20 protein-coding genes are annotated in these 21385 nt (G+C 48.5%); 4 read left to right on the plus strand and 16 right to left on the minus strand.

Annotated elements, in window-relative coordinates; genetic code table 11:
* The 12 genes from JOC37_RS09065 to JOC37_RS09120 all read right to left on the minus strand — a co-directional run bounded on the left by JOC37_RS09065 (position 1) and on the right by JOC37_RS09120 (position 11435).
* Complete coding sequence (locus tag JOC37_RS09065) at positions 1 to 600, minus strand: XTP/dITP diphosphatase (RefSeq protein ID WP_204618226.1); 600 nt, start codon at positions 598 to 600, stop codon at positions 1 to 3.
* A 5-nt stretch (positions 601 to 605) separates the two neighbouring features.
* On the minus strand, positions 606 to 1355 hold the full coding sequence (gene rph / locus JOC37_RS09070) for a ribonuclease PH (protein WP_204618192.1): 750 nt from the start codon (positions 1353 to 1355) through the stop codon (positions 606 to 608).
* A gap of 15 nt (positions 1356 to 1370) precedes the next feature.
* Complete coding sequence (locus tag JOC37_RS09075; RefSeq protein WP_204618228.1) at positions 1371 to 2306, minus strand: alanine--tRNA ligase; 936 nt, start codon at positions 2304 to 2306, stop codon at positions 1371 to 1373.
* A gap of 116 nt (positions 2307 to 2422) precedes the next feature.
* Positions 2423 to 3205, minus strand: coding sequence for an MBL fold metallo-hydrolase (locus tag JOC37_RS09080; protein ID WP_204618194.1), 783 nt, complete (start codon positions 3203 to 3205; stop codon positions 2423 to 2425).
* A 71-nt stretch (positions 3206 to 3276) separates the two neighbouring features.
* On the minus strand, positions 3277 to 4050 hold the full coding sequence (locus JOC37_RS09085; RefSeq protein WP_204618196.1) for an acyl-CoA dehydratase activase: 774 nt from the start codon (positions 4048 to 4050) through the stop codon (positions 3277 to 3279).
* A gap of 5 nt (positions 4051 to 4055) precedes the next feature.
* A complete protein-coding gene (locus tag JOC37_RS09090) occupies positions 4056 to 5033 on the minus strand; it encodes a 2-hydroxyacyl-CoA dehydratase family protein (protein ID WP_204618198.1) in 978 nt (325 codons plus the stop codon).
* A 53-nt stretch (positions 5034 to 5086) separates the two neighbouring features.
* A complete protein-coding gene (locus JOC37_RS13300; protein WP_204618230.1) occupies positions 5087 to 5164 on the minus strand; it encodes a hypothetical protein in 78 nt (25 codons plus the stop codon).
* 42 nt (positions 5165 to 5206) lie between these two features.
* Positions 5207 to 6664 (minus strand): methylaspartate mutase subunit E, encoded by a 1458-nt coding sequence (locus JOC37_RS09100; RefSeq protein WP_204618199.1) that lies wholly within the window; start codon positions 6662 to 6664, stop codon positions 5207 to 5209.
* Between the two features lies 1 nt (position 6665).
* On the minus strand, positions 6666 to 8066 hold the full coding sequence (glmL, locus tag JOC37_RS09105; protein WP_204618202.1) for a methylaspartate mutase accessory protein GlmL: 1401 nt from the start codon (positions 8064 to 8066) through the stop codon (positions 6666 to 6668).
* Between the two features lie 11 nt (positions 8067 to 8077).
* The gene (glmS, locus tag JOC37_RS09110; protein WP_204618203.1) at positions 8078 to 8494 is read right to left on the minus strand and encodes a methylaspartate mutase subunit S; all 417 of its coding nucleotides are present in this window, start codon (positions 8492 to 8494) and stop codon (positions 8078 to 8080) included.
* A gap of 250 nt (positions 8495 to 8744) precedes the next feature.
* Entirely contained in the window at positions 8745 to 10586 is a 1842-nt protein-coding gene (locus tag JOC37_RS09115) for an N-acetylmuramoyl-L-alanine amidase (RefSeq protein ID WP_204618205.1), read from the minus strand.
* A 252-nt stretch (positions 10587 to 10838) separates the two neighbouring features.
* Positions 10839 to 11435, minus strand: coding sequence for a GerMN domain-containing protein (locus JOC37_RS09120; RefSeq protein WP_204618206.1), 597 nt, complete (start codon positions 11433 to 11435; stop codon positions 10839 to 10841).
* A gap of 156 nt (positions 11436 to 11591) precedes the next feature.
* Here JOC37_RS09120 and JOC37_RS09125 point away from each other — a divergent pair, with 156 nt between their 5' ends.
* On the plus strand, positions 11592 to 12524 hold the full coding sequence (locus JOC37_RS09125) for a L,D-transpeptidase family protein (protein WP_204618208.1): 933 nt from the start codon (positions 11592 to 11594) through the stop codon (positions 12522 to 12524).
* A gap of 36 nt (positions 12525 to 12560) precedes the next feature.
* On the opposite strand, the gene JOC37_RS09130 is transcribed toward JOC37_RS09125, so the two are convergent.
* The 4 genes from JOC37_RS09130 to JOC37_RS09145 form a co-directional block, all read right to left on the minus strand.
* On the minus strand, positions 12561 to 13502 hold the full coding sequence (locus JOC37_RS09130) for a quinate 5-dehydrogenase (protein WP_204618210.1): 942 nt from the start codon (positions 13500 to 13502) through the stop codon (positions 12561 to 12563).
* Positions 13503 to 13572: 70 nt separating this feature from the next.
* Positions 13573 to 15684, minus strand: a complete 2112-nt coding sequence (locus JOC37_RS09135; RefSeq protein WP_204618212.1) for a PAS domain S-box protein — start codon at positions 15682 to 15684, stop codon at positions 13573 to 13575.
* Positions 15685 to 15844: 160 nt separating this feature from the next.
* Positions 15845 to 16042: a hypothetical protein gene (locus tag JOC37_RS09140; protein ID WP_204618214.1), complete on the minus strand. Its 198-nt coding sequence runs from the start codon at positions 16040 to 16042 to the stop codon at positions 15845 to 15847.
* Between the two features lie 25 nt (positions 16043 to 16067).
* Positions 16068 to 16463, minus strand: a complete 396-nt coding sequence (locus JOC37_RS09145) for a hypothetical protein (protein WP_204618216.1) — start codon at positions 16461 to 16463, stop codon at positions 16068 to 16070.
* 235 nt (positions 16464 to 16698) lie between these two features.
* On the opposite strand from JOC37_RS09145, the gene JOC37_RS09150 reads away from it, so the two are divergent.
* The 3 genes from JOC37_RS09150 to JOC37_RS09160 all read left to right on the plus strand — a co-directional run bounded on the left by JOC37_RS09150 (position 16699) and on the right by JOC37_RS09160 (position 21290).
* Entirely contained in the window at positions 16699 to 18048 is a 1350-nt protein-coding gene (locus JOC37_RS09150) for a muramidase family protein (protein ID WP_204618218.1), read from the plus strand.
* Positions 18049 to 18229: 181 nt separating this feature from the next.
* Complete coding sequence (locus JOC37_RS09155) at positions 18230 to 18925, plus strand: vitamin B12 dependent-methionine synthase activation domain-containing protein (RefSeq protein ID WP_204618220.1); 696 nt, start codon at positions 18230 to 18232, stop codon at positions 18923 to 18925.
* Positions 18909 to 21290, plus strand: a complete 2382-nt coding sequence (locus tag JOC37_RS09160; RefSeq protein WP_204618231.1) for a homocysteine S-methyltransferase family protein — start codon at positions 18909 to 18911, stop codon at positions 21288 to 21290. The genes JOC37_RS09155 and JOC37_RS09160 overlap by 17 nt, the downstream gene beginning before the upstream one ends.
* Positions 21291 to 21385 lie beyond the last annotated feature (95 nt).

Raw genomic sequence — 21385 nt, forward strand, 5'->3', positions numbered from 1 at the left:
TTATTTTTCTTGGGCCATTTTAGCCAGGATTTCCACCGCTCCTCTCAAGGCTTTACCCCGGTGGCTGATCTTATTCTTTTCACTCATATCCAGTTCAGCAAATGTTTTATCATATTCCGGTACATAAAACAATGGGTCATAGCCAAAACCGCCCTGCCCCCTGGCCTGCTGCAGTATATATCCCCGGCACGTACCTTCGCTGGTATACACCTCACCCTGCGGGGTGCAAATGGCCATCACGCAGCGGAACCCGGCGGTGCGCTGTTCCCAGGGTACATTTTGCATCAACCGCAGCAGTTTGCTGTTGTTGGCCGCATCATCTTTTTGAGGTCCGGCAAACCTGGCCGAATACACCCCGGGCTGCCCGTTTAAATAATCTACTTCCAGACCGGAGTCATCGGCCAAAGCCGGCAGGCCTGTATAGGCCGCCGCTTCCCTGGCCTTTTTAACAGCGTTTTCTAAAAAGGTGCTGCCGTCTTCCACCGTTTCCGGCATATCCGGGTAATCAGCCAGAGAATACACCGTAATATTATAGGGTGCAAGTAAGGCCCGCAGTTCCTGCAGTTTTCCTTTATTGCCGCTGGCCAGTACCAGTTCCAACACTTTTATACACTCACCTTTCCCACTTCACGTGCCGCTTCACCAAGGACTTGTTTTTGTATGGCTATCAATTCTTTAATTCCGCCTTCGGCATAATCCAGCATTTTTTCCATCTCCCGGCGGGAAAAGGAATATTCTTCGCCGGTTCCCTGCACTTCTACAAATTCGCCGCTGCCAGTCATTACAATGTTCATATCCACCTCTGCAGCGGAATCCTCTTCATAACAAAGGTCCAGTATCACTTCCCCGTTGACCCGGCCTACACTTATGGCCGCCACAAAGTCTTTAACCGGAATATAGCTGATGTCACCTTTTTGAACCAAGTGATTCAAAGCATCTATTAGTGCCACGAAGGCCCCGGTAATGGAGGCAGTGCGCGTACCGCCATCGGCCTGTATTACATCACAATCCAGGGTAATTGTTCTTTCGCCCAGCGCTTCCAAATCCACCACCGAACGCAGTGCCCGGCCGATCAAGCGCTGAATTTCCATCGTTCTTCCACTTAGTCTGCCTTTAGCTGCCTCGCGAACGTTACGGGTATTAGTAGCCCTGGGCAGCATGGCATACTCAGCGGTAAGCCAACCTTTTTCCGTTCCTTTCAAAAAAGGCGGTACTTTATCTTCCACTGTGGCATTACAGATTACCTTTGTATCTCCCATCTCTATCAGCACCGAACCTTCCGGGTGTTTAATATAGTTTCTGGTGATTCTTACCGGGCGAATTTGCGCCGCATCTCTGCCGTCAACTCTTTGCACCGATATTAGTCCTCCTTAGAAATTGGTTTTTGTTGCTCGTTTTTTCTCCCCAGTAATAAGGTGAAACTGGTTGGGATGGTCGGGAGTTTCCTCTTCTCTTACCGGTCCCACCAGCCCGGCTATTGTATACAGCTTATTAATCGGGTCCCATTTAAACTCTTTTACCAGCCTGAAGTTTTCCACTTCACCGGTGTTTTTAACATGCAGCCGCGGACCGGTACATTTAATTATATTATCCCCCACCCTTATATGGTGATCATCGTAATAATGAATACTCCTTTTCTTTTGGATGATCTCTTTAACCTGTTTTTCCACTTCTTCCAGATCAATGTTTGGCTTTTCGTTAAATTCCAGCACAAAACCGTGTTTTAAATCGTCATGCTCCACCGCTTCTTCAAGACCCATCTCCCGCAGTACGAACCCGGTAATATCTTCCGCACTGTGTGCCATTTTGCGGTATATAAGTGATTCAAAAACAATATCCACTATTTCCTGGGGTTCCGGGCCGAAGATATTGGGACGGGTAACAATTACTTCTTCCCCTATACCCAGCAGTATACTGGAATTATACTTTAGGTAAGGGTACAGCAGGTCAAAGTGTTCCACCACCACCCGGTGTTCACTGTTAATGGCCTGCATAACTGCTTCTGCTATTTCGTAGGGTTGGGTAAAGGCAGTTTCAAAACGCATATCCACATGATATGTACGGCTGCGGAAAAAACCCCGGCGGGCGTCTTCCAAAAGCGGCAGGGGCCGCACATTGATACCGTCATCGTCGTTTGTTAACTCCAACCCGGGAAACATCCCCCTGATTAAAAGCGATTTACCCGCACCGGCATCGCCGATGAAGCCAATTAATTTGTCCAGGGGACTTAAATATCTCTGTGAAATACTGGACCCCAACGCCATCAGCCTGCGGCGACCCCTGGGGGCAAAGTACACGGCGTGCATCAAGTACTCATGTACCAGGGAAACCACATTTACCCCTCCCCTATACGCTCAGCTCCTCAAAACCTTCGCCGCCTTGAACTTCTCGTGTCTCTCGTGCTCCTCTTCGAACACTTACTTTAAGCATTTTTTATATCGTATTTAGCATCTTCTTTAGCCACGGCAACCGTTTTTCCATAACCTTCACCGGCCTGAATACTCAGTTCATTAATATTGTACTCCGGGTAAAGGTGAGTAATAAGCAGCTTACGCACCCCGGCATCTTTGGCCAGCTGCCCGGCCTGCCGGGCGGTGAGATGGCTGCCGCGTACAAATTCCACATCTTTATCTAACCCACTGGCCTCACAGAGAAATAAATCCGCCCCCCTGGCCAGCTCCTCCAGTTCCTTTGTTCGGGAAGTATCTCCGGAGAACACCATGCGCCCCCGGCCGCAATCGATGCCCACGGCATAAGCAGGTACCGGATGGCGATTGAGAGCAAATTCCAACTGCAGCATTCCCACCCGGCACCGGTGCACCTGGACACCGGCGGTTAAATTCACTGTGGGCATATCTTCAATTTTATTGATTATAAATGTATCGGTATATTGAGCCAAGCGCTGGTACTCCTCCGCCGGGCTGCCGGGCATAAACAGTGCCAGCGGCCCGGGGCGCTTTTTTTCCCGGATGGCCCCGGCAATGGCATGCCGCAAACAAAATATGTCCATATAGTGGTCTGGATGCAGGTGGGTAATTACCACTGCCGCTAAGTAACGGAAATCTATATGTTTACACAGCCTGCTAAAGCTGCCGTTTCCCGCTTCCAGCATGATGCTTGTTTCACCGTTTTGTATCAGATAGCCGGAGCAGGCACCTCCGGGAGCAGGGTAGGGAGCGTATCTTCCCAATACCGTTAATTGCATTTTCCATATTCACCTTCTTTCTAAAAAAGGAACCGGTTTTAGCACCGGCAAACCAGTACATCTTTTATTCTTCACTTTTCATTATTTTTCCATGCAGTAACAGCACAGCCTATGGCCCCGGCATACTGCGGGTGCTTCGGTACCACCACTTCCACGTCAAGTTCCCGTTCAATAATTCGTCTTAACGCGCTGTTTCCGGCCACCCCACCGGTGAATACCACCGTGGGGCTGCTCAACTTAATTAACATGGGCTTTATTCTTTTAAAAATGGTGTAATTGACGCCGGCAGCCAGGTTAGACACCGGGTGACCCTCCACCACCTTGCCAATTAATTCCGTTTCACCAAAAATGGCACAGGTGGAAGTAAGATCAACGGGGTTTTCGTAATAACGGCTTAATTCTTCCATATCTATGTCCAGCACAGCAGCCATGTTTTCCAAATAGCGGCCGGTGCTGGCGGCACAGCGGTCATTGGTTTCAAAATCTATCATCCGTCCCTTTACCACCTTGGCCACCTTGCTGTCCTGGCCGCCTAAATCCAGCAGGGTAAAGTTATCTAAACCGGTGAGATGCACCGCCCCGGTTACATGGGCCTTAATTTCCGGAATGTTCCGGGCTCCCTTTAAATTTATGGTTTGTCTTCCGTAGCCGGTGCTCACCACCGCCTTTAAATTTACATTTCCCAACCCCAGCCCGGAAAGGTTTACCACCAGTTGACCGTCCTCTAAACGGCCGTGCTCCCGGTAAAAGGATACGGTATCAAACTTATGTAAACTAAATTCTCGATTATCATCTAATAAAGCCACTTTAACGTTACGGCTGCCCAGGTCTATGCCAGCATACATTGTTGTCACCTCAGCATTTCTATAAAAGAATCCACTCTCATCTTGGTACGGGCATCCAGCTTGTTGGGTTTATCTCCTTCCAGCGTTAATACCGGCACCTTCAGTTTTTGACGGATAATTAAATCTTCAATTTGCCGGTAACAAAAGCTCTGGGCATAGTGTATGATCCCGTCCAGCTGACGCAGTTTTGTCTGCTCTTCAATGTCTTTCAGACGGTAAAAAATGCCGTAAGGATAGGAGTATAAGCGGTATTGTTCCACTATGTCATCGGTGGCAAAAGGCATGGTAAACTGGCGCTGGGTCTCGTTATACACCACCCGGGCACCACGCTCTTCCAGGTAGTCATACAGGTCATCCACTATTGGCGGCACACCTATATAACCCAAACGCAGTTCGGCGTTCAGTTTTGGTTTTTCCGGCACCTGAGCCAGGTATGCATCCACCTCTCCGGCAAACCCTTCGGGGTCACCGTTAAAATCGCTGCAGGACACCTGATAAAGGTGGTTGTCCCACCCGGTGATGCGGTCCTGCTGCCAGGTAAGCTCATCCAGCTTCCATACTTTTTGGCGCACCGCATCCAACCGCTCTTTGGCTTCATTTACCTGCCGCCAGTTAACTCCAAAGGCGTCCATCAATTTTTCTATTTGCAGTTTTAACAGGTCATAATCACGGTCGTAGGGGTAGGCAAAGGGGATCACCTTAACCCCGGATAATTCCAGCGTTTCCATCAGGGCATGGGTATTGCTGCAGTCGCCCTGGGTAACGGCAATTAAAGTGTTTATATCATCTCTTTTTTGCACGGTGGCATATATCCCTTTTATCCAGGCGCACAGGTTGCGGGGGTAGCCGGCCATTTCGGCCTCTTCCACCAGGGCCTGGGGATTTTCAGCGGTAATAAAAATGTTGTTTAAATCCACCGGTACCATTCCGGCGGCATAAATAATTTCCACCGGAACGGTGGTGGTAATACCAACTTTCTGCATCTTACCACACCTATCTATCCTAAAATGAGCCCGGCAGCTGCCGGGGGTTTTCATTAACTAATGGTGCCGCCCTGGTAAGCGCCAACACCATTTTCTTCAGCATATAAAACGGCCTCAATAGTATTATTTATGCCCCCGGGGAGGCCGGTACATTGATTATTTTCAACTTAAATTTACCGCGGCCGCCCCACCAGCATTCCCTTACCAATGGCATAAATATCGTCTATCACCATTTGGAAACTGGGCTGCCTGTTTTCTTCTCTGCCCCGTTGGGCTATTTTTCCCCGGTGAAAATCTATTATTTCCTTCGTAAAAGGTAAATTGCCAAAGTCCAGCAGTCTCACTGCCCCGTTGTTGTCCCTGGCGGGCAGCAGTTTACCGTAATTAACTTTGCTGGGGGCAAAGGGTACATCTAAAATACCGGCTTGAAAAGCCCGCACCGTACCCAGCGCCACGTTACTTTCACCAAATTCAATTACTCTGTCAACAATAGCCCGTACCTCCTGCACAATTATATCTTTCTCCTGTTTTAACTCCTCACTTTCGGGCAGGCTCTGATCCTTTAACATGTTCAGTATCTGCTTGGTAGCTTTAATTCCCAATGCATTGGCCTCTTTTGTAGGTACACCCATTGCTTCATGGGGGGTTTTTACAATCACCTTAGTAGCTTTTGCCAGAGCAGCGGTAACAGCTCCCCAGCCAATTACTCCATAGGCTTTACTCTCATCCTGGGGAAATCCCCCCATCCACTGGTGGAAAACAGTGGATAATTCTATATCTTGATAACCGAATTTATCCAGGTATTCCCGGGCCAGTTCTTCTAAGGTGATAACGGCGGCCGCGTCTTGTATAAAATTGCCGCACTGGCCATAACCGAGGGTAATGCTTTTAACCCCCTGCTCCGCTGCCAAAAGGGCTTCAATAATGCCCACACTGTGAGATATGCAGGGAGGAACCAGGGTTCCGGTAAGGGGCCCAAAGGATTCCCGGTTAATGGTAATACCCTGTTCTTGATAGTACCCAATTAAACGATCCACATACTGCCAATTGGCCAGCGATCGTTCCAGCGGCACATTCTTGGCATAGGGAATATTACATGAAATTCCGCCCCCTTCAAAACTGGTAAAACCCCCGGCCAGTGTTATTTCCGCCAGCAGCCTGGCATCGGGAGTGCCGTGCCGCACCTGAACCGGTACATCCACCGCTTCAACCACTTCCCGGCAGGCCGGCAGGCCGTGGTTTACCGCCGGAAAACCGTTGAGCATGGAGCGGCCTTCTATACGGCTTTCATCTATGCCTTTTTGGGCTTCATTGTACCGGTTCTGCCGGGTATAACTGTCTATGGTGGTAGGCAGGCAGTCTGCCTCCCCTTCCCTTTCCAAATACTGCAGCAGCTCAATGTGCTCGTGAAGCAAAGCTGCACCGGCGCGGGGTTGAGCCAGGGTTCTGCCCTCCGCTTTCGCGGCTCGCAGCAGTTCCGGAAAACGGCGGTTGGCAGCCAGCTGTTTATGATACTCCACCGCCTCATCCAAATCCACTTCCTGCCCGGTGGGCCACGACATCAATACTTCCCGGCGTATTTGTTTAAACTGCTCCCAGTCAATCTTTTCCTTTGCCAGCTCTACATCCACCCTAATCTTCTCCCCTTATCGTTGTTATATATTTTTTCATAATCCGCAAGGATTTTTCCGGTTCAACTTCAGCCAGCAGTCCCATGGCCGCCAGTATATAGTTTTTATCCACCATTAACCGGGGGGTCTTAGGTTTTAACAACGTAGGTTCCTCTTCTCTAAACAGTGCAGCCTGCAAAATTTGCTCCGGGTGGGGATGGTTGACAATGACCCCACCGGTACCAATAACACAGGGAACAGCGGTTAAATCTTTGCCGTGCTGTATATAACTGGCACCAAAAGGTGTCCAAACTACCTCCAGTGTACCCACATGCCGCTCCACGGCCAACCCGGCACAGCTTGCGGCCATAGCCGTTTCAATTTTCATTTCTTCCTCATCCCGGGGCAGCAGGCTGTAATTTTCCTGCACATCATCAATATATTTTTTCACCCGGTCAATATGTACATTACTGTATTTTTCAAACACCGCCGGGGGCACTGCCTCATATAATGCCGCTGCACTCACCCGCATACCCAAGTCACCTTCAACGGTACGCTTGGCAAAGGGCTGGGGCAGCCCCCGGAAACTAACTCCCGGCCTGGTAGGCAGCCCCTCTGCCAGCGAGTGTACGTCTGTGGTGGCCCCGCCAATATCCACCACTAAAAGATCGCCCAATCCCGTCTCATTTTCCAGACCTTTGGCCAGCAGCTGGGCGGCATTTAAAACTGCTGCCGGGGTGGGCATTAATATTCTTTCAACAAACAGCTCTGCCTTTCTTAAACCCTTGGCTTCGATAATTTTATCTAAAAACACCTGGCGAATTAATCGCCGGGCGGGAATCACGTTTAACTTTTCCAGTTCCGGCAGCACATTCTCAGTAACCAGCACCTCTTTACCGGCCTTGGTTAGTATCTGCCGCACGTCTTCTGCCGCTGCCTTGTTGCCGGCCACAATAACGGTGGCATCCAGTACACTTTCCGCCACCATGCGGGCGTTGTGCAGTATTACATCTTTATTACCGCCGTCTGTTCCACCGGCCAGCAGTAAAATCTCCGGCCCGGCGCTTTCTATTTCGTTTATCTCTTTAATGGTCAGTTTGTGAGCATAAACACCCAGCACCCGGGCTCCCGCCCCCAGTGCCGCCTGCTTAGCCGCTTCCGCCGTCAGGTCTTTTACCAATCCCACTGCCACTATACGCAGGCCGCCCGCTGCACTGCTGCAGGCCAGTTTATATTTAAATTCTGTTTTTTTAGAGCCCAATTTTTGATAAATATCTTCCATGGCCTGCATTAACCCATCCATGATGTTAGTATCAACGGTGGTACGGGCCAGGGCAGCGGCCGCCACCGTTTCTTTATCTAAATCAACTGTAACAACTTTGGTATAGGTACTGCCAAAGTCAATGAGCAGGGCCAAGTTCATATTAACACCTTCTAACTGAAATCAGCATTTAAGTCATCAATTACTTCCTGGGGCATGGTGCCGGAGGGATAAACCCGGTCAAAACCCATCCTTTTAAATTTCTTTTCTATTTCTTTCCAATCCTGTTTGCCTACCACCAAATTACCGCCAACATATAATTTAACGTTATGTAATCCAGCCTCTATTGTTTTTTCCTTTAAACCCCGGCAGTCAATTTCACCGTGTCCGCACAGTGAAGATACCACAATGACATCGGCACTGGTTTCCACAGCCGCGTTGATAAATTCCTCCTGGGAGGCCATCACTCCAATGTTTATCACATTAAATCCCGCTTCACTAAAGGCATGATGCAGTATCCGGTTACCCACCGCATGAACATCCGCTCCTATTACTCCCAGCACGATGGTAATTTTTTTGTTCTTTTCCATACGGGAAACCTCCTCCACGGCAGCAAAGCGGCATATTTTGTACTTTGTATATATGTTATTTTTTTCTCTAGCCCATAAAATGTTCCTGCTTTCTATCCACATTATAAGGTATCTGAAACAGTTATGTCATTGAATCTTTACAACAGGAACTATTATTTATTTTATGCCGGCTATTATTGAGCGGCTGTATACTGCAAAAGGGCTTGAAAAATCAAGCCCCTGCTGAAAAAGAAATATTTAATTTTTTTCATCACCGGCCCGCAAAGTAGGCATTAATACCCCGGGCAATGGCCTCTGCCGCTTTTTGACGGAAGCTGCTGTCCTGCAGCATTCTTTCTTCCTCCGGGTTGCTTAAATAGGCTGTCTCTACCAGTACCGAAGGCATGGCGCTGGTTCTCAATACAGCAAGATTGTCCTGTCTGACACCTTTGTCCGGTATTTTAAGCTGCTGCACCAGTTCGGTTTGAATATCCCGCGCCAAACGCCGGCGGTCGGCCAGCTGTTCATGTAATTCCGCCCTGTGGGAGGGGGCATAAAAATATACGCTTGTCCCCCTTATTTCCGGGTTGGAATTGGCATTGGAATGAATGCTGATAAAAATATCGGCATTAATTTTATTGGCCATCTCCGTTCTCTGGTATAAACCTACAGTGGCATCGTTTACACGGCTCATTTCTACCCTCGCACCCTGCTGCTTTAATATGGCCGCCAGTCTTAACGCTATATCCAGGTTAATATCCTTTTCATATATGCTGCGGCTGTATCCCAAAGTACCGGGTTCAGTACCGCCGTGACCAGGATCAATAAATATCAATTTACCTTCCACAAACTGGTCATAATTAGTACGATAAGTTTCAATATGCAGCACCCGGCCGTGGTCTGAAGTGTTCAGGCGATAATAAACGGGGCCGGCCAGATCCAGCACTAACCTGGATATCACCGGGTCTTCGCTAAACTGCCCGGTGCGGTACCTTATTACCGTTTCTGAGTTGATTTTTTTCAGCTCCGGCAATTCCCCCAGCTTTACCCCTTCAAAATTTATTACTAAACGATTGGGGTTATTGAGCATAAAACTGTTGTACTTCAGCACAGTGTTGGCTTCCACCGTGATAACTGTTTTATCTTTTTCTTTGTCCACCTCAATACCGGTCAGCTCGTAATTGCTGCCGTCTTTATCTTTGTCCTGATCGGTGTCTTGTTTATTTTCATCCACCGGAGGTTCCTCGTCACTGGGCAGCCAGCTAACCATGTCACCGGCCGACGGAGTTTTCCCCCTGTCGCCATCTCCCCTTGAAGGAAGGGAACCAGAAGGCACTTTCACCTCTTCTATTTTGGCCAGCCAATTGGCCACCCAGCCTTCACTGCCATCAATTTCCAACTTATACCACCGGCCGGAACTGCCCAGCCACCGGTAGCGTGCACCGGCATCAACCCGGTCTAAAATTTTATAACCGGTGCCCGGGCCGCTGCGAATATTTACATCAGTGGCTGTGATAACCACTTCTTTACGCTGTCTGACATTGTTTTCCGCCGGTTTTGCCGTTTCGGAAACAGGCACCGGGGTGCCTTCTATGCGCACCAGCCATCCCGCTACCCAGGCAGGCTGGCCATCACTTTTTCGCACCTGGCACCACCCTCCCTGCTTGCCGATCACCGGCAGCCTGTCCCCCTTGTTCACCCGGCCGCTAACGGGGTAACTGGTTCCCGGCCCTTTCCGCAGGTTAACACCGGCAGCGGTTACCACCGCTGTCTTTTTAATTACAACCGGTGTACTTTCCACCCGTACCAGCCAGCCTGCCAGCCATACAGCCTGGCCGCCGCTTTTTACTTTATACCAGTCTCCCTTTTGACCCAGCACCGGCAGCTTGTCACCTTTGTTCACCCGTCCCTTCACGGGATAATTTGTTCCCGGGCCTCCCCGCAGGTTAACATATTTACCGGTTACCACCGCCGTTTTAGCAGCAGCAGCCTCCGCAGCCGCCGTTTTCAATACTAATTCCTGTATATTTACAGGCCAGGCCAAACAAAGGGTTCCCAAGGCAAAAATCATCACCGAAGACCTGACCACCTGCCGCAAAAACTTATTGTGCATTTCCATCCTCCTGCTGAAATATGTGTTCACTAATGTAGACGGGATATTTCTACATTTCGTTCCAAAAACCTCCTGCATCATCCATATTTAACCACAGGTAATTGATGGAAATGAACCTTTCAGGATAGACCTTCATGCCGCAAACAGCACCATCAAAAAATGAAAAGCCCCGGCAGCCATCTGCAGGAGCAAAGGTTTTTTAGTGAGCAGCCGCCGGGCCCAGTGAGATAACATTTTTCACAATAGACCAGCTTACTGACTGGTTATTAAATTATCTTCCCTTTCCAACGGCACGCTTAAATCCACATGCCCGGCCAGCGTTTCCACCACCCGGCCGTCGACCAAAATCTGCACTTTATCCACCGTCGAAAACTGGGTTAAAGTATTAACTATGGAATACACCGTTAACAGTTCACTGCTGCTGCCGCCGGGGTGATTTTCTTTCAGCTCTTTTGTCCAATCCACAATACAAACCCCATCCCTGATATTGATATCCTTCAACTGCGTACCCGGCGGCAGGGTGGGTAACAAACCGCAATCTGCTTCCGGCCCTTTGGCCAGTTCCTGCATGGTCATTCTGGCAATACCGTCAACCTTTGGTATTTCCCTCTGCTGAGCCACCAAATACCCCCGGTGGTTGGCGAAATACAGCACCACCGGAATTTTGTCCATCACTTCGGGCAGCACAGCGACCTCTTTTGCCGCCGGTTCCTGCACCTCCGGGGAATCAACGGGAGTAACGATTACATTATTCTCTTCACCGGCCGTTTCCTGGCCGCAGGCGGCCAAACAGGCTAAAACTAAAACCAGCCCCCAAATTATTAAATATCGCTGCCTTTTCCTGTACATCATACCCCTCCTAAAAACTTAACGGTTTACCACTAATATAGATATTTATGCACCCTTTGTTCCAAATATTACATTATATGGAATAATTATTTAATTTTGCCAGGCTGCATAAAACTACCGGGATAATAGAAATAATTAAACTTGGAGGGATGGGCGATGAAAACAAAAATTCTTTTAATTGTTATTTGTACAGCAGCGTTATTTTTTTTACCCCCGACGGCGGAAGCAGGTGAATATCACCTGTGCCCGATAACCTGCCAAAAAGAAAGGATATTAACTTTACAGCAGCCATATTTAACAGGGCCGGACGTAAAAGCATTACAGCGGGAGTTAATGCAGTTGGGATATTATAAGGGAAAAATTGATGGGATATACGGCCTTAAAACCGCCCAGGCGGTATCTGCCTTTCAAGCAGACCAAAAATTAAATGTCACCGGAACGGTCACCGGTGACACCTGGGAAATGCTGGCCTCACACCTGGAACAGCCCGCTGTAAAAGAAACCCCGCCACCCCCAGACGGAGATATCGCCCTTGTGGTGGACACAATAAATCGCACGCTGACATTAATGGCCAACGGGGAACCCTACAAACAGTTCCATGTGGCCGTGGGCACACCGGATACTCCCAGCCCGGTGGGCATATGGAGAGTTTCCAGAAAGGCTAAAAACTGGGGTACCGGTTTCGGCACCCGCTGGCTGGGGCTTAACGTGTACTGGGGAATGTACGGCATTCACGGTACCAACAAACCCGGTTCCATTGGCAGTTACGCCAGTCACGGCTGTATCAGAATGCACAACAGCAAAGTTGAACAGTTATATCCCTGGGTGCCCACAAACACCCCGGTATATATTATAGGCAATCCCTTTGGCGTCCCGGGACATACCCACCGGATTCTCTGTGTGGGAGAGAAGGGGGCAGACGTGGCAGCGGTTCAGGCATACTTAAAACGCCAGGGGTATTACAACCAGAAAGTGGACGGAATCTTCGGACCCGCCATGGAACGGGCGGTATTTAACTTCCGCAAAGATCACGGTTTATTAAGGGACAACCGGGTGGACAGAGAAATGTTTGAAGCCATGGGACTGTAAAACAAATCAGGGCGGTACGCATACAGCCCTGATTTTTTATTTCCATCCTTCTGTTTTAAATACTGTCTCGTTTAAATGTACTATGCGCGGCTGAAAATTAAGCTTCCGCAGCAGTACGCCGTATTCTTCGGGAGTAATATCCTCCCATTTTTTCTCTAAAATGGCCACCAGTAAGGCTTCGATAACATTGGTACCAAAGGAACGACCGTTAAACTCCGGGGTGGTGGTAACCAGCATCCCCGCTCCCCGCTGCGCCAGCATCTGAACATCCTGGCCGGTGGTGGTATTGGTAATTATTATCTGCCCGTTCAATTTCAGGGGCAAATACTTGCGAATAAAGTGAAAATCACCGGCGATCACATCGGCCTCCCGGTAATAGCGGGCATACCTTTCAGCTTTGGCCGGGTCCTGCCTGTCCTGCTTTTTCCCGGTGGGGTACAGAAAATTAAAGGGCAGTTTGGTTACTACCGGCAGCAGCTTATTGGCTATATTCTCCAGCCTGGCCACCGTTTTTACCGGGTAAGGAATTCCCAGGCCAAAAATTAAATCCCCGCAGGTGACATGGCAGCCCGCCTCTTCCAATGCCTCGGCCATACCAAAGCGGTCTACGGCACTGGTCATAAGTACCCTGCTGCCCGGTTTTAAATAACCCTGGTTTACAAGGTGTTTAACAGCTTCTCTTTCCAGTGTATTTTTTATACCACTGCCGTCCACCACCGGCGTTTTTTTCAGTGCCCGCACCAGCGGCCTGCTGTCCCGTATCATGTAGCGCTTTTTGCCGGCATACAGGTAAATATCTATACCACCCAGTCCAACGGCATCGACGTTACCATCCAGTTCCTTTAATTTTGCCACTGCTTTATTAAAATCCCCGTCGGTGCCCACCCGGCTAATGATAAACTTTTCATTCAACAGCTCCAATGTAACGGTATGATCCCGTTTGGATGAACCCAGGCTGACACTAACAACTTTTTTCAAAGTAAAAGCCTCCAATTTTGTAATATTACATATATTAACATTTTAACCAATATATAATAATATTACAACTCTACCCTTTTAACTTAAACCGGACAAAAAATGTGGTTCCCGCTGCACTGGTTTCAAAATCAATAGATGCATTGTGACGGTTGGCAATGTTTAGGCAGATAACCATTCCCAGCCCGGTTCCCCTGCTTTTAGTGGTTAAAAAAGGCGTACCCAGCCTTTCCTGTATCTCCGGGGCAATTCCCTGTCCTTCATCCTTTACTGCTAAAACCACTTCATTATTTTCTACATAAGTACTTATATTTAAATTACCCCCGGGGTCCATGGATTCCAAGCCGTTGCGGCTCAGATTTAGCACTAATTGACGTATTTCCTTTCCATTTAGCAGCAAATCGGGAATACTTTTTAAATTTGTAGTTACATACTTGTTTGTTTCCATGGCATCAGCTTGAATTAGCGGGTATATGGCTTTAATAACGGAGTTGAGATTCTGCATTTTTAATTCTAACGGGCGGTTCTTGGCCACCGATAAAAACTCGGTAATAATGGCATTGGCCCTGTCCAGTTCTTCTATCATCAGTTCAAACTGCTGTTTATACTCATTAAACTCTGTTTTGCCGGCCATTACCTGCAGCAAACCCCGCACAGTGGTCATGGGATTTCTAATTTCATGGGCAATTCCCGCCGCCATTTCTCCCACCAAATTCAATCTATCCAGGCGGGCCATTTCATTTTCCCACTGTTTTCTCTCGGTGATGTCTTCTAAAGTAGTATATACCTGGTAGGGCCTGTCTTCCCCTTCCCTGAACCAGGGTACGGCATTAACATTTGCCCACCGGTGTATTCTTCCCTTGGAGTTTAAAAAACCCATTACCACATTTTTTATTTCTCTGCCGGTCTTCATGGAAATCACAGCCGGGTAATTTTCTGCAGAAATAAAGGAACCATCTTCACGGATTGCCTTCACTGGTAAATCAGCAATCACCCGGCCTTTCACCTCTTCCAGCGGCAGCCCCAGTATCTCCTCAGCAGCGGGATTGGCAGAAATCACCCTGCCCTCGGTATCATAGTAGACAACACCCTGTTTCATGGTTTCAAACAGGTTGCGGTACTTTTCTTCTGACTGTCTAATGGCTTTCTCTGCCTCTTTGCGCCTGGTAATATCCCGGCTGCTGAATATCGCCCCGCATTTTTCTCCTTTCTCATCATATATCACCTTGCCAATGGTCTCCAACCAAACATAATGACCATCGGCATGCCTGTAGCGATATTCTGCTCTTCCCACTAAATTAGTTCTAACAGCTCTGCTATAAGCAGAAAGCACCCTGTCTTTATCCTCCTGGTGTATAAATTCAAAAATTGAACGGCCCAATAACTCTTCCTGCTCATAACCCAAAACATTTTTGTGCGAAGGACTGACATATCTAAAAACACCATTCAAATCGCTTTCACTTACTGTATCCAGCATGTTTTCAGTAATACGGCGCAGGTATTTTTCACTTTTTTTCAGTGCCTCCTCTGCCTTTTTGCGCCGGGCAATGTCCCGGTGCAGCTTTTTATTTATCTCCGCCAGCTGGGCAGTGCGTTCTTGAACTAAAATTTCTAAGTTCTCTTTAGTCCTGCGCATTGCCTCTTCAGATTGTTCTAATTTTATCTGTTTTAATCCCAGGTCAGAAATCATTTCCGCTAACTGCACAAGAAAATTTAAATTGGTACCAATTTCATCTTCTGAAATAACCGGGACCCGGGTCAACGCCGTTAAATATTCATCTGCATTAAATCCAAACCTTTCCGCCTGGTGCCGGAAGTACTTAAAATCCGGTTTGCTGGTTAAAAACTGGCTTAAAAACATGGTGGCCAGGTGTTTTCCATCAACGATGATTGGTGTTGCTATCATCATCAACCCGTTTAAACATTTACGCATCACATAACGCTGGCCTGACTTAACAGTATTAATAAAAAAATTTTCATCAATGTTTTCACTAATGCTGCATCTCTTCTCAGTAAAAAAGTTCCGGCGGTGAAATTTACTGCAAATGTCCTGCCAGCGGGAATGAACTAAAAAATTTCCACCGGGATCCAAAACGGCATTGCATATTCCCGTAATGTTATAAAATTCATCCATCAGGTTTTGTAACTTGGAAATATCCACAACATCTATAAATTTATACTTCATCTCTATCCCCAGACCTTTCCCAACAAAATAATTAATTAAAATGTTAAGCAATGAGCATCATTATTCCTTTGGATATTTTGCCGAAATTGGTAATATTTTCAGCAGAATCTCAAAAAACAAAAGCTGTTGACGCTATTTTTGCCAACAGCTCTAAAACTTGTTAACTTTCCTTATTCTGCTTTTTTCCCGGCTTCACCTCTGAAGCCGCTTCGGCCTGCTCTATCAATTCCAGCGCATCATCCATCCCGTCAATATACCCTGAAGCCCACACCCTTAACTGCCGGGGCTGCAAAACGGGTGCCTCTTCCTTTTCCCTGATACGTTCCACCGCCTGAGAAAAGTTTTTCGGTCGTTTCATTTGCAGGGCCGCCCCCTCATATAAATTATATTTTACCGCCGTGCCGTTTAACAATACTGACGGCTTGATCCAAGTGCTGCTCATCGGTTACCGCGGTAACCAGAAAGCTGCTGCCTCCCGCCACCCCGTAACCAGCAGCACCTATTCCACTGACCGATGGATCAGCGGCCAGCAAAACCCTTTCCGAGCTGCTGTCAAGCTTACTTGTCTGGCCTGATGAAAACAGAGTTAAACTGGTTTGGGTAGGCCCCCCGGTAAGGGCCTGGTTTATTTCCCGGTTGTTTTCCACCCCGTAACGGGAAACCCGGTCTACCTGTACATTACTAATGCCCATTTCCTTTAACGCATTGGCTGCTTCCTCCGCCTCTGCCGCGGAAGAAAAATAAGCCAGTATGGAACGCTCGTTTCTTTTCATGCGCATAAAAATACCCTCCTCAGCACTTTAAAATTATTGTTTCCCGGGCCAGCGGCAAAATTCACCGCCTCCAGCCCGGTAATTTATCCCATTTTCCACTTAAACCTACCTATTTGGATTTTTTTAGTGTATAATACAAACATAATTCATTTTTGTAAGCGAGGTGGTAACAGCCGGCATTTGATTAACCAATAAATATTACTGAATTATTCCAGAGAATTAACTTGAGGGGGCAGCAGTGTTGAAACAGCATCGATTTATCAAGGGTTCTCTGTTTTCCGCTATTTTGTCAATAATTTTATTATCCCCGTTGAGCATGGCAGAAGCCGGTGAAACATATACCGTGCAGCCGGGGGACAGCCTGTGGAAAATAGCAGTTAAATTTGGCACCACTGTGGATGAGTTAAAAGAGGCCAATAATTTATCTGATATAGAAATTGGTGTGGGGCAGAAGTTGATAATACCCGGTGAAGACGGTGCCGGTGATGAAAAAGGTATTATCTATACTGTTAAACCGGGAGACAGCTTGTTTTTTATCGCCAGGGATTTCGGCATTACAGTAAGCGAACTAAAAAAGGCCAACAACCTCAAAAGCGATGAAATTCTGGTGGGACAGAAACTGGTAATTCCCGTTGATAAGGGGCAGCAGCCGGAAACCGGCGGTGTTTATACCGTTAAACCGGGAGACAGCTTGTTTTTCATCGCCAGGGATTTCGGCATTACAGTAAGCGAACTGAAAGCTGCCAACAACCTCAGCGGTGATGAAATTTGGGTGGGGCAGCAGTTAATTATCCCCACGGGGGACAAGGAATATAAAGAATATACAGCAGCACCCGGAGACAGTTTGTATCTTATCGCCCAGCGGTTCGGCACCACAGTAGACAAGCTGATGGAAATCAACCGGTTAACTGATTACAATTTATACGCCGGTCAGGTGTTAAAAGTACCGGTTCGGCACTCAGAAGGGGAACCGGCGGGTTGGAATATTCCCCCGGGTGTGGCCCTGCATTACGTGCAGTCCGGGGATACCCTGGGTTCAATTGCCCGGCAGTACGGTTCATCAACCGAAGCGATAATAAAAACCAATAGATTGAAAGGTGATCTTATCACCCCGGAAATGCCGTTATTCGTGCCTGTTAATTCTCAAAAACCGGTATACGGTATTGAAGCACCAAAGGCACCTAAAAAAGAAGGTTACGGCGAACTGCTGGATTGGGAATACGCCAACTGGCATTTTAATCACCAGAGCACCGGGGTAATTAAGGATCTGGAAACAGGCATTACATTTAAGGTTTATCGCATCGGCGGCAGCAGCCATGCCGATTGTGAACCGCTAACCGCCAAGGATACCGCCATTATGAAGAATCTTTTCGGCGGCAGTTGGACCTGGCTGACCCGGCCAGTGATACTCAGCTATGAAGGCCGGGAGATCGCCGCATCAATGGCCGGTATGCCCCATGCCTTTGATACCGTTCCCGACAATAATTTTGACGGCATGTTTGACCTGCATTTCCTGCACAGCCGTACCCACAATACAAATCAGGAAGATAAAAAGCATCAACAAACGGTGTTAAAAGCTGCAGGCCATTAAGCCATCACATATATCTCATTTAATTAAGGCGCGAAAATTCGCGCCTTAATTTATTATCCTGTAAAAGTACAGCGGTAATTATTTCTAAAAGGTAAAATGAATTTTTCGTTCTTAAGAACAGGATTTTTTTATTGTTTTGAGGAAATTGTATGTTTATGCAAATATTTGAGGGTGAAATACATTGCACATAGATAAAAACGAGGTGTTGAGATACCTGGGATATAAGCCGGGCCAAACCAACCTCAGCAGTTCGATGCTGGAAAAAGTAGATTACTATATTTCCCTGGGCATAACACTGCTGGAACCGGACAGCACATACCGTATATTCAACAGGGTTAAAATTAATGCCGCCGGTGTTGAGCTGCCGGAAGCAGACCTGGTGCTGCCCGGCCGGAACATTGTCAGCCACCTGCAGCACTGCGGTAAAGTGTGTATTGTAGCTGCCACCATCGGCCCCCGCTTGGAGCACAAAGTGACCGAGCTTTTCAACCGGGGAGAATATGCCGGAAGCACCATTTTGGATGCAGTGGGCAGTGATGCGGTGGAAAAGGTGGCCGACCAGCTGCAGGAAAAGCTAAAGGCCCTGGCCGCAAAGCAGGGCTACCGCATCACCTGGCGTTTTTGCAGCGGTTATGGTGATCTGCCGCTGAGTACAAATCAAAAACTGGCCGCCGCCGTTGATGCCGGCAGAATAGGTATCACCGTAACAGAAACCTGCATGCTGCTGCCCCAAAAGAGCATCATCGGTATTGTTGGCTTTAACGTCAAAGAAACCGGTACCCGGTTAACAAACAAATGCGCGTACTGCAGCGCCACAGACTGTGCTTACAGAAACAGGGGTGATAAATGTGCCAAAGCTAATGGAAATGATCCGTAATCAAATACTGGTTTTTGACGGTGCCATGGGCACCATGCTGCAAAAACAGGGTCTGTTAAACGAAGGCTGCCCGGAACTGCTTAACGTGGAGCAGCCGGAGGCCATTGAAAACATTCACCGGATGTACGCCGAAGCCGGGGCAGATATAGTGGAAACCAATACCTTCGGCGGTAACAGGATAAAGCTGGCAGAATTTGGGTTAGAAGAAAGGGTGGCAGAATTAAACGCCGCCGCAGTGAAGGCCGCTAAAAGGGGGTGTGCAAAGGGCACCCTGGTGGCACTGTCGGTGGGACCCACAGGCAAAATAATGCAGCCCAGCGGTTCCCTTACCTTTGAAGAGGCCTATGACGTATTTAAAGAACAAATAACCGCCGGCGTACAGGCCGGGGCCGATGTTATCTGTATTGAAACAATGTCCGATTTGGGAGAAGCCCGGGCTGCACTGCTGGCTGCCAAGGATGCGGCCCCTGCCGTACCGGTGATCTGCTCCATGACCTTTCAACCGGACGGCCGTACATTAATGGGCACAGACCCGGTAACGGCGATCATCACACTGCAGTCAATGGGAGCAGACATAGCGGGCGCCAACTGTTCCGGCGGCCCGGAAGAACTGCGCCGGGTTATTGCCGAAATGTACCAGGTAAGTAAAATACCCCTATTGGTGCAGCCCAATGCCGGCCTGCCGGTGTTGAAAGGCAGTGAAACGGTGTTTCCCCTTGGGGCCGGTGAAATGGGCCAATATGCACCCCGGTTGGTGGAAGCGGGAGCATCACTGGTGGGCAGCTGCTGCGGCTCCACCCCCGAGTTTACCACCGCCATTAAAGAAGCCGTTAAAAAATTAACCCCCCCGGCTCCCCGGTACCGGCCTAAAACTTACGTCACCTCCAGCACCGGCACAGTGATCATCGGCAGCGGCCAGCCGGTACAAATTATTGGTGAACGCATCAACCCCACGGGTAAAAAAGCCTTGTCCGCAGAACTGCGCCAGGGATTGCTGGCCAAAGTGGTTCAAGAAGCAGTACAGCAGGTGGAAAAAGGAGCCACCCTGTTGGACGTCAATGTCGGCCTGCCGGACATTGACGAACCATCCATACTGGTTAAGGCAGTTAACGCGGTGCAGAAGGTGGTTAATGTACCGCTGCAAATAGACAGTACCGATGTACAGGCCATTGAAGCGGCTTTAAGAGCTTATCACGGCAAGGCACTGGTGAACTCGGTTAACGGCAAGGAAGAAAGTTTAAAAACCATCCTGCCGCTGGTAAAACGCTACGGCGCCTGTGTGCTGGGACTGTGCCTGGATGAATCCGGCATTCCCAGCAGGGCGGAAGACAGGCTGAAAGTGGCAGAACGCATTGTAAACAGAGCGGTTCAGTACGGTATCCCTAGAGAAGATATTTTAATAGACTGCCTGGTGCTCACCGCCAGTGCCCAGCAGCAGGAAGTATTGGAAACAATTAAGGCGGTGCGCTTGGTAAAGGAACACCTGGGCACTCCCACGGTGCTGGGGGTCAGCAATGTTTCCTTCGGGCTGCCCAACCGCAGGCTGTTAAACCGCACCTTTCTGGCCATGGCATTGGCCGCGGGCCTGGATGCCCCCATTATAAACCCCCACGATACCGAAATGATGGACACTATAAAAGCCTCCCAGGTGCTAACCGCAAGGGATGTGGATTCTAAAAGCTATGTTGCCGCTTTCAGCAGCCAATCAAACAGCCCGCAGCCGGTAAAAGATACACCAAAAAATACGGCTGAGAACCTGTACCATGCCGTAGTTAACGGCCTGAAAGACGGGGTAATACCGCTGGTGGAACAGGCCCTTGCTGAAGGAAAAACGCTGATGAACGTGGTAGATGAAGTGCTGGTTCCGGCACTGGATGAAGTGGGCAATAAATATGAGCGGGGCGAATTCTTTTTACCCCAATTAATGCAGTCCGCCGAAGTGGTGCAGATGGCCTTTAACCGCCTGCGCCGGGAATTGGATTCCAGTGATGTGGATAAAGGAACCATAGTTTTGGCCACTGTTAAAGGTGATATTCACGACATTGGCAAAAATATTGTCAAAGTGCTGTTGGAAAACTATGGTTACAATGTGATAGACCTGGGTAAAGATGTACCACCGGAAAATATAGTGCGGGCCGCCCGGGAACACCGGGCCAAAATGGTGGGATTAAGCGCGCTGATGACCACCACCATTCCCAGTATGAAGGAAACAATAGAACAGCTTAAAGCCGCAAAATTGGACTGTAAAGTGGTGGTGGGCGGTGCAGTGCTGAACCGGCGCTATGCAGACATGATAAAGGCAGACTTCTACGCCAAAGATGCCAGGGAAGGGGTACAGATAGCCCGCCAAATTTTTAAATGTTAGAATCGAGTAGGAGGGAGTGATTAACTCCCGTCCTCTCACACCACCGTACGTACCGTTCGGTATACGGCGGTTCATGTTGTGGAACGAAGTTCATC

The organism is Desulforadius tongensis (assembly GCF_016907915.1).
Taxonomy (GTDB): Bacteria; Bacillota; Desulfotomaculia; order Desulfotomaculales; family Desulfohalotomaculaceae; genus Desulforadius; species Desulforadius tongensis.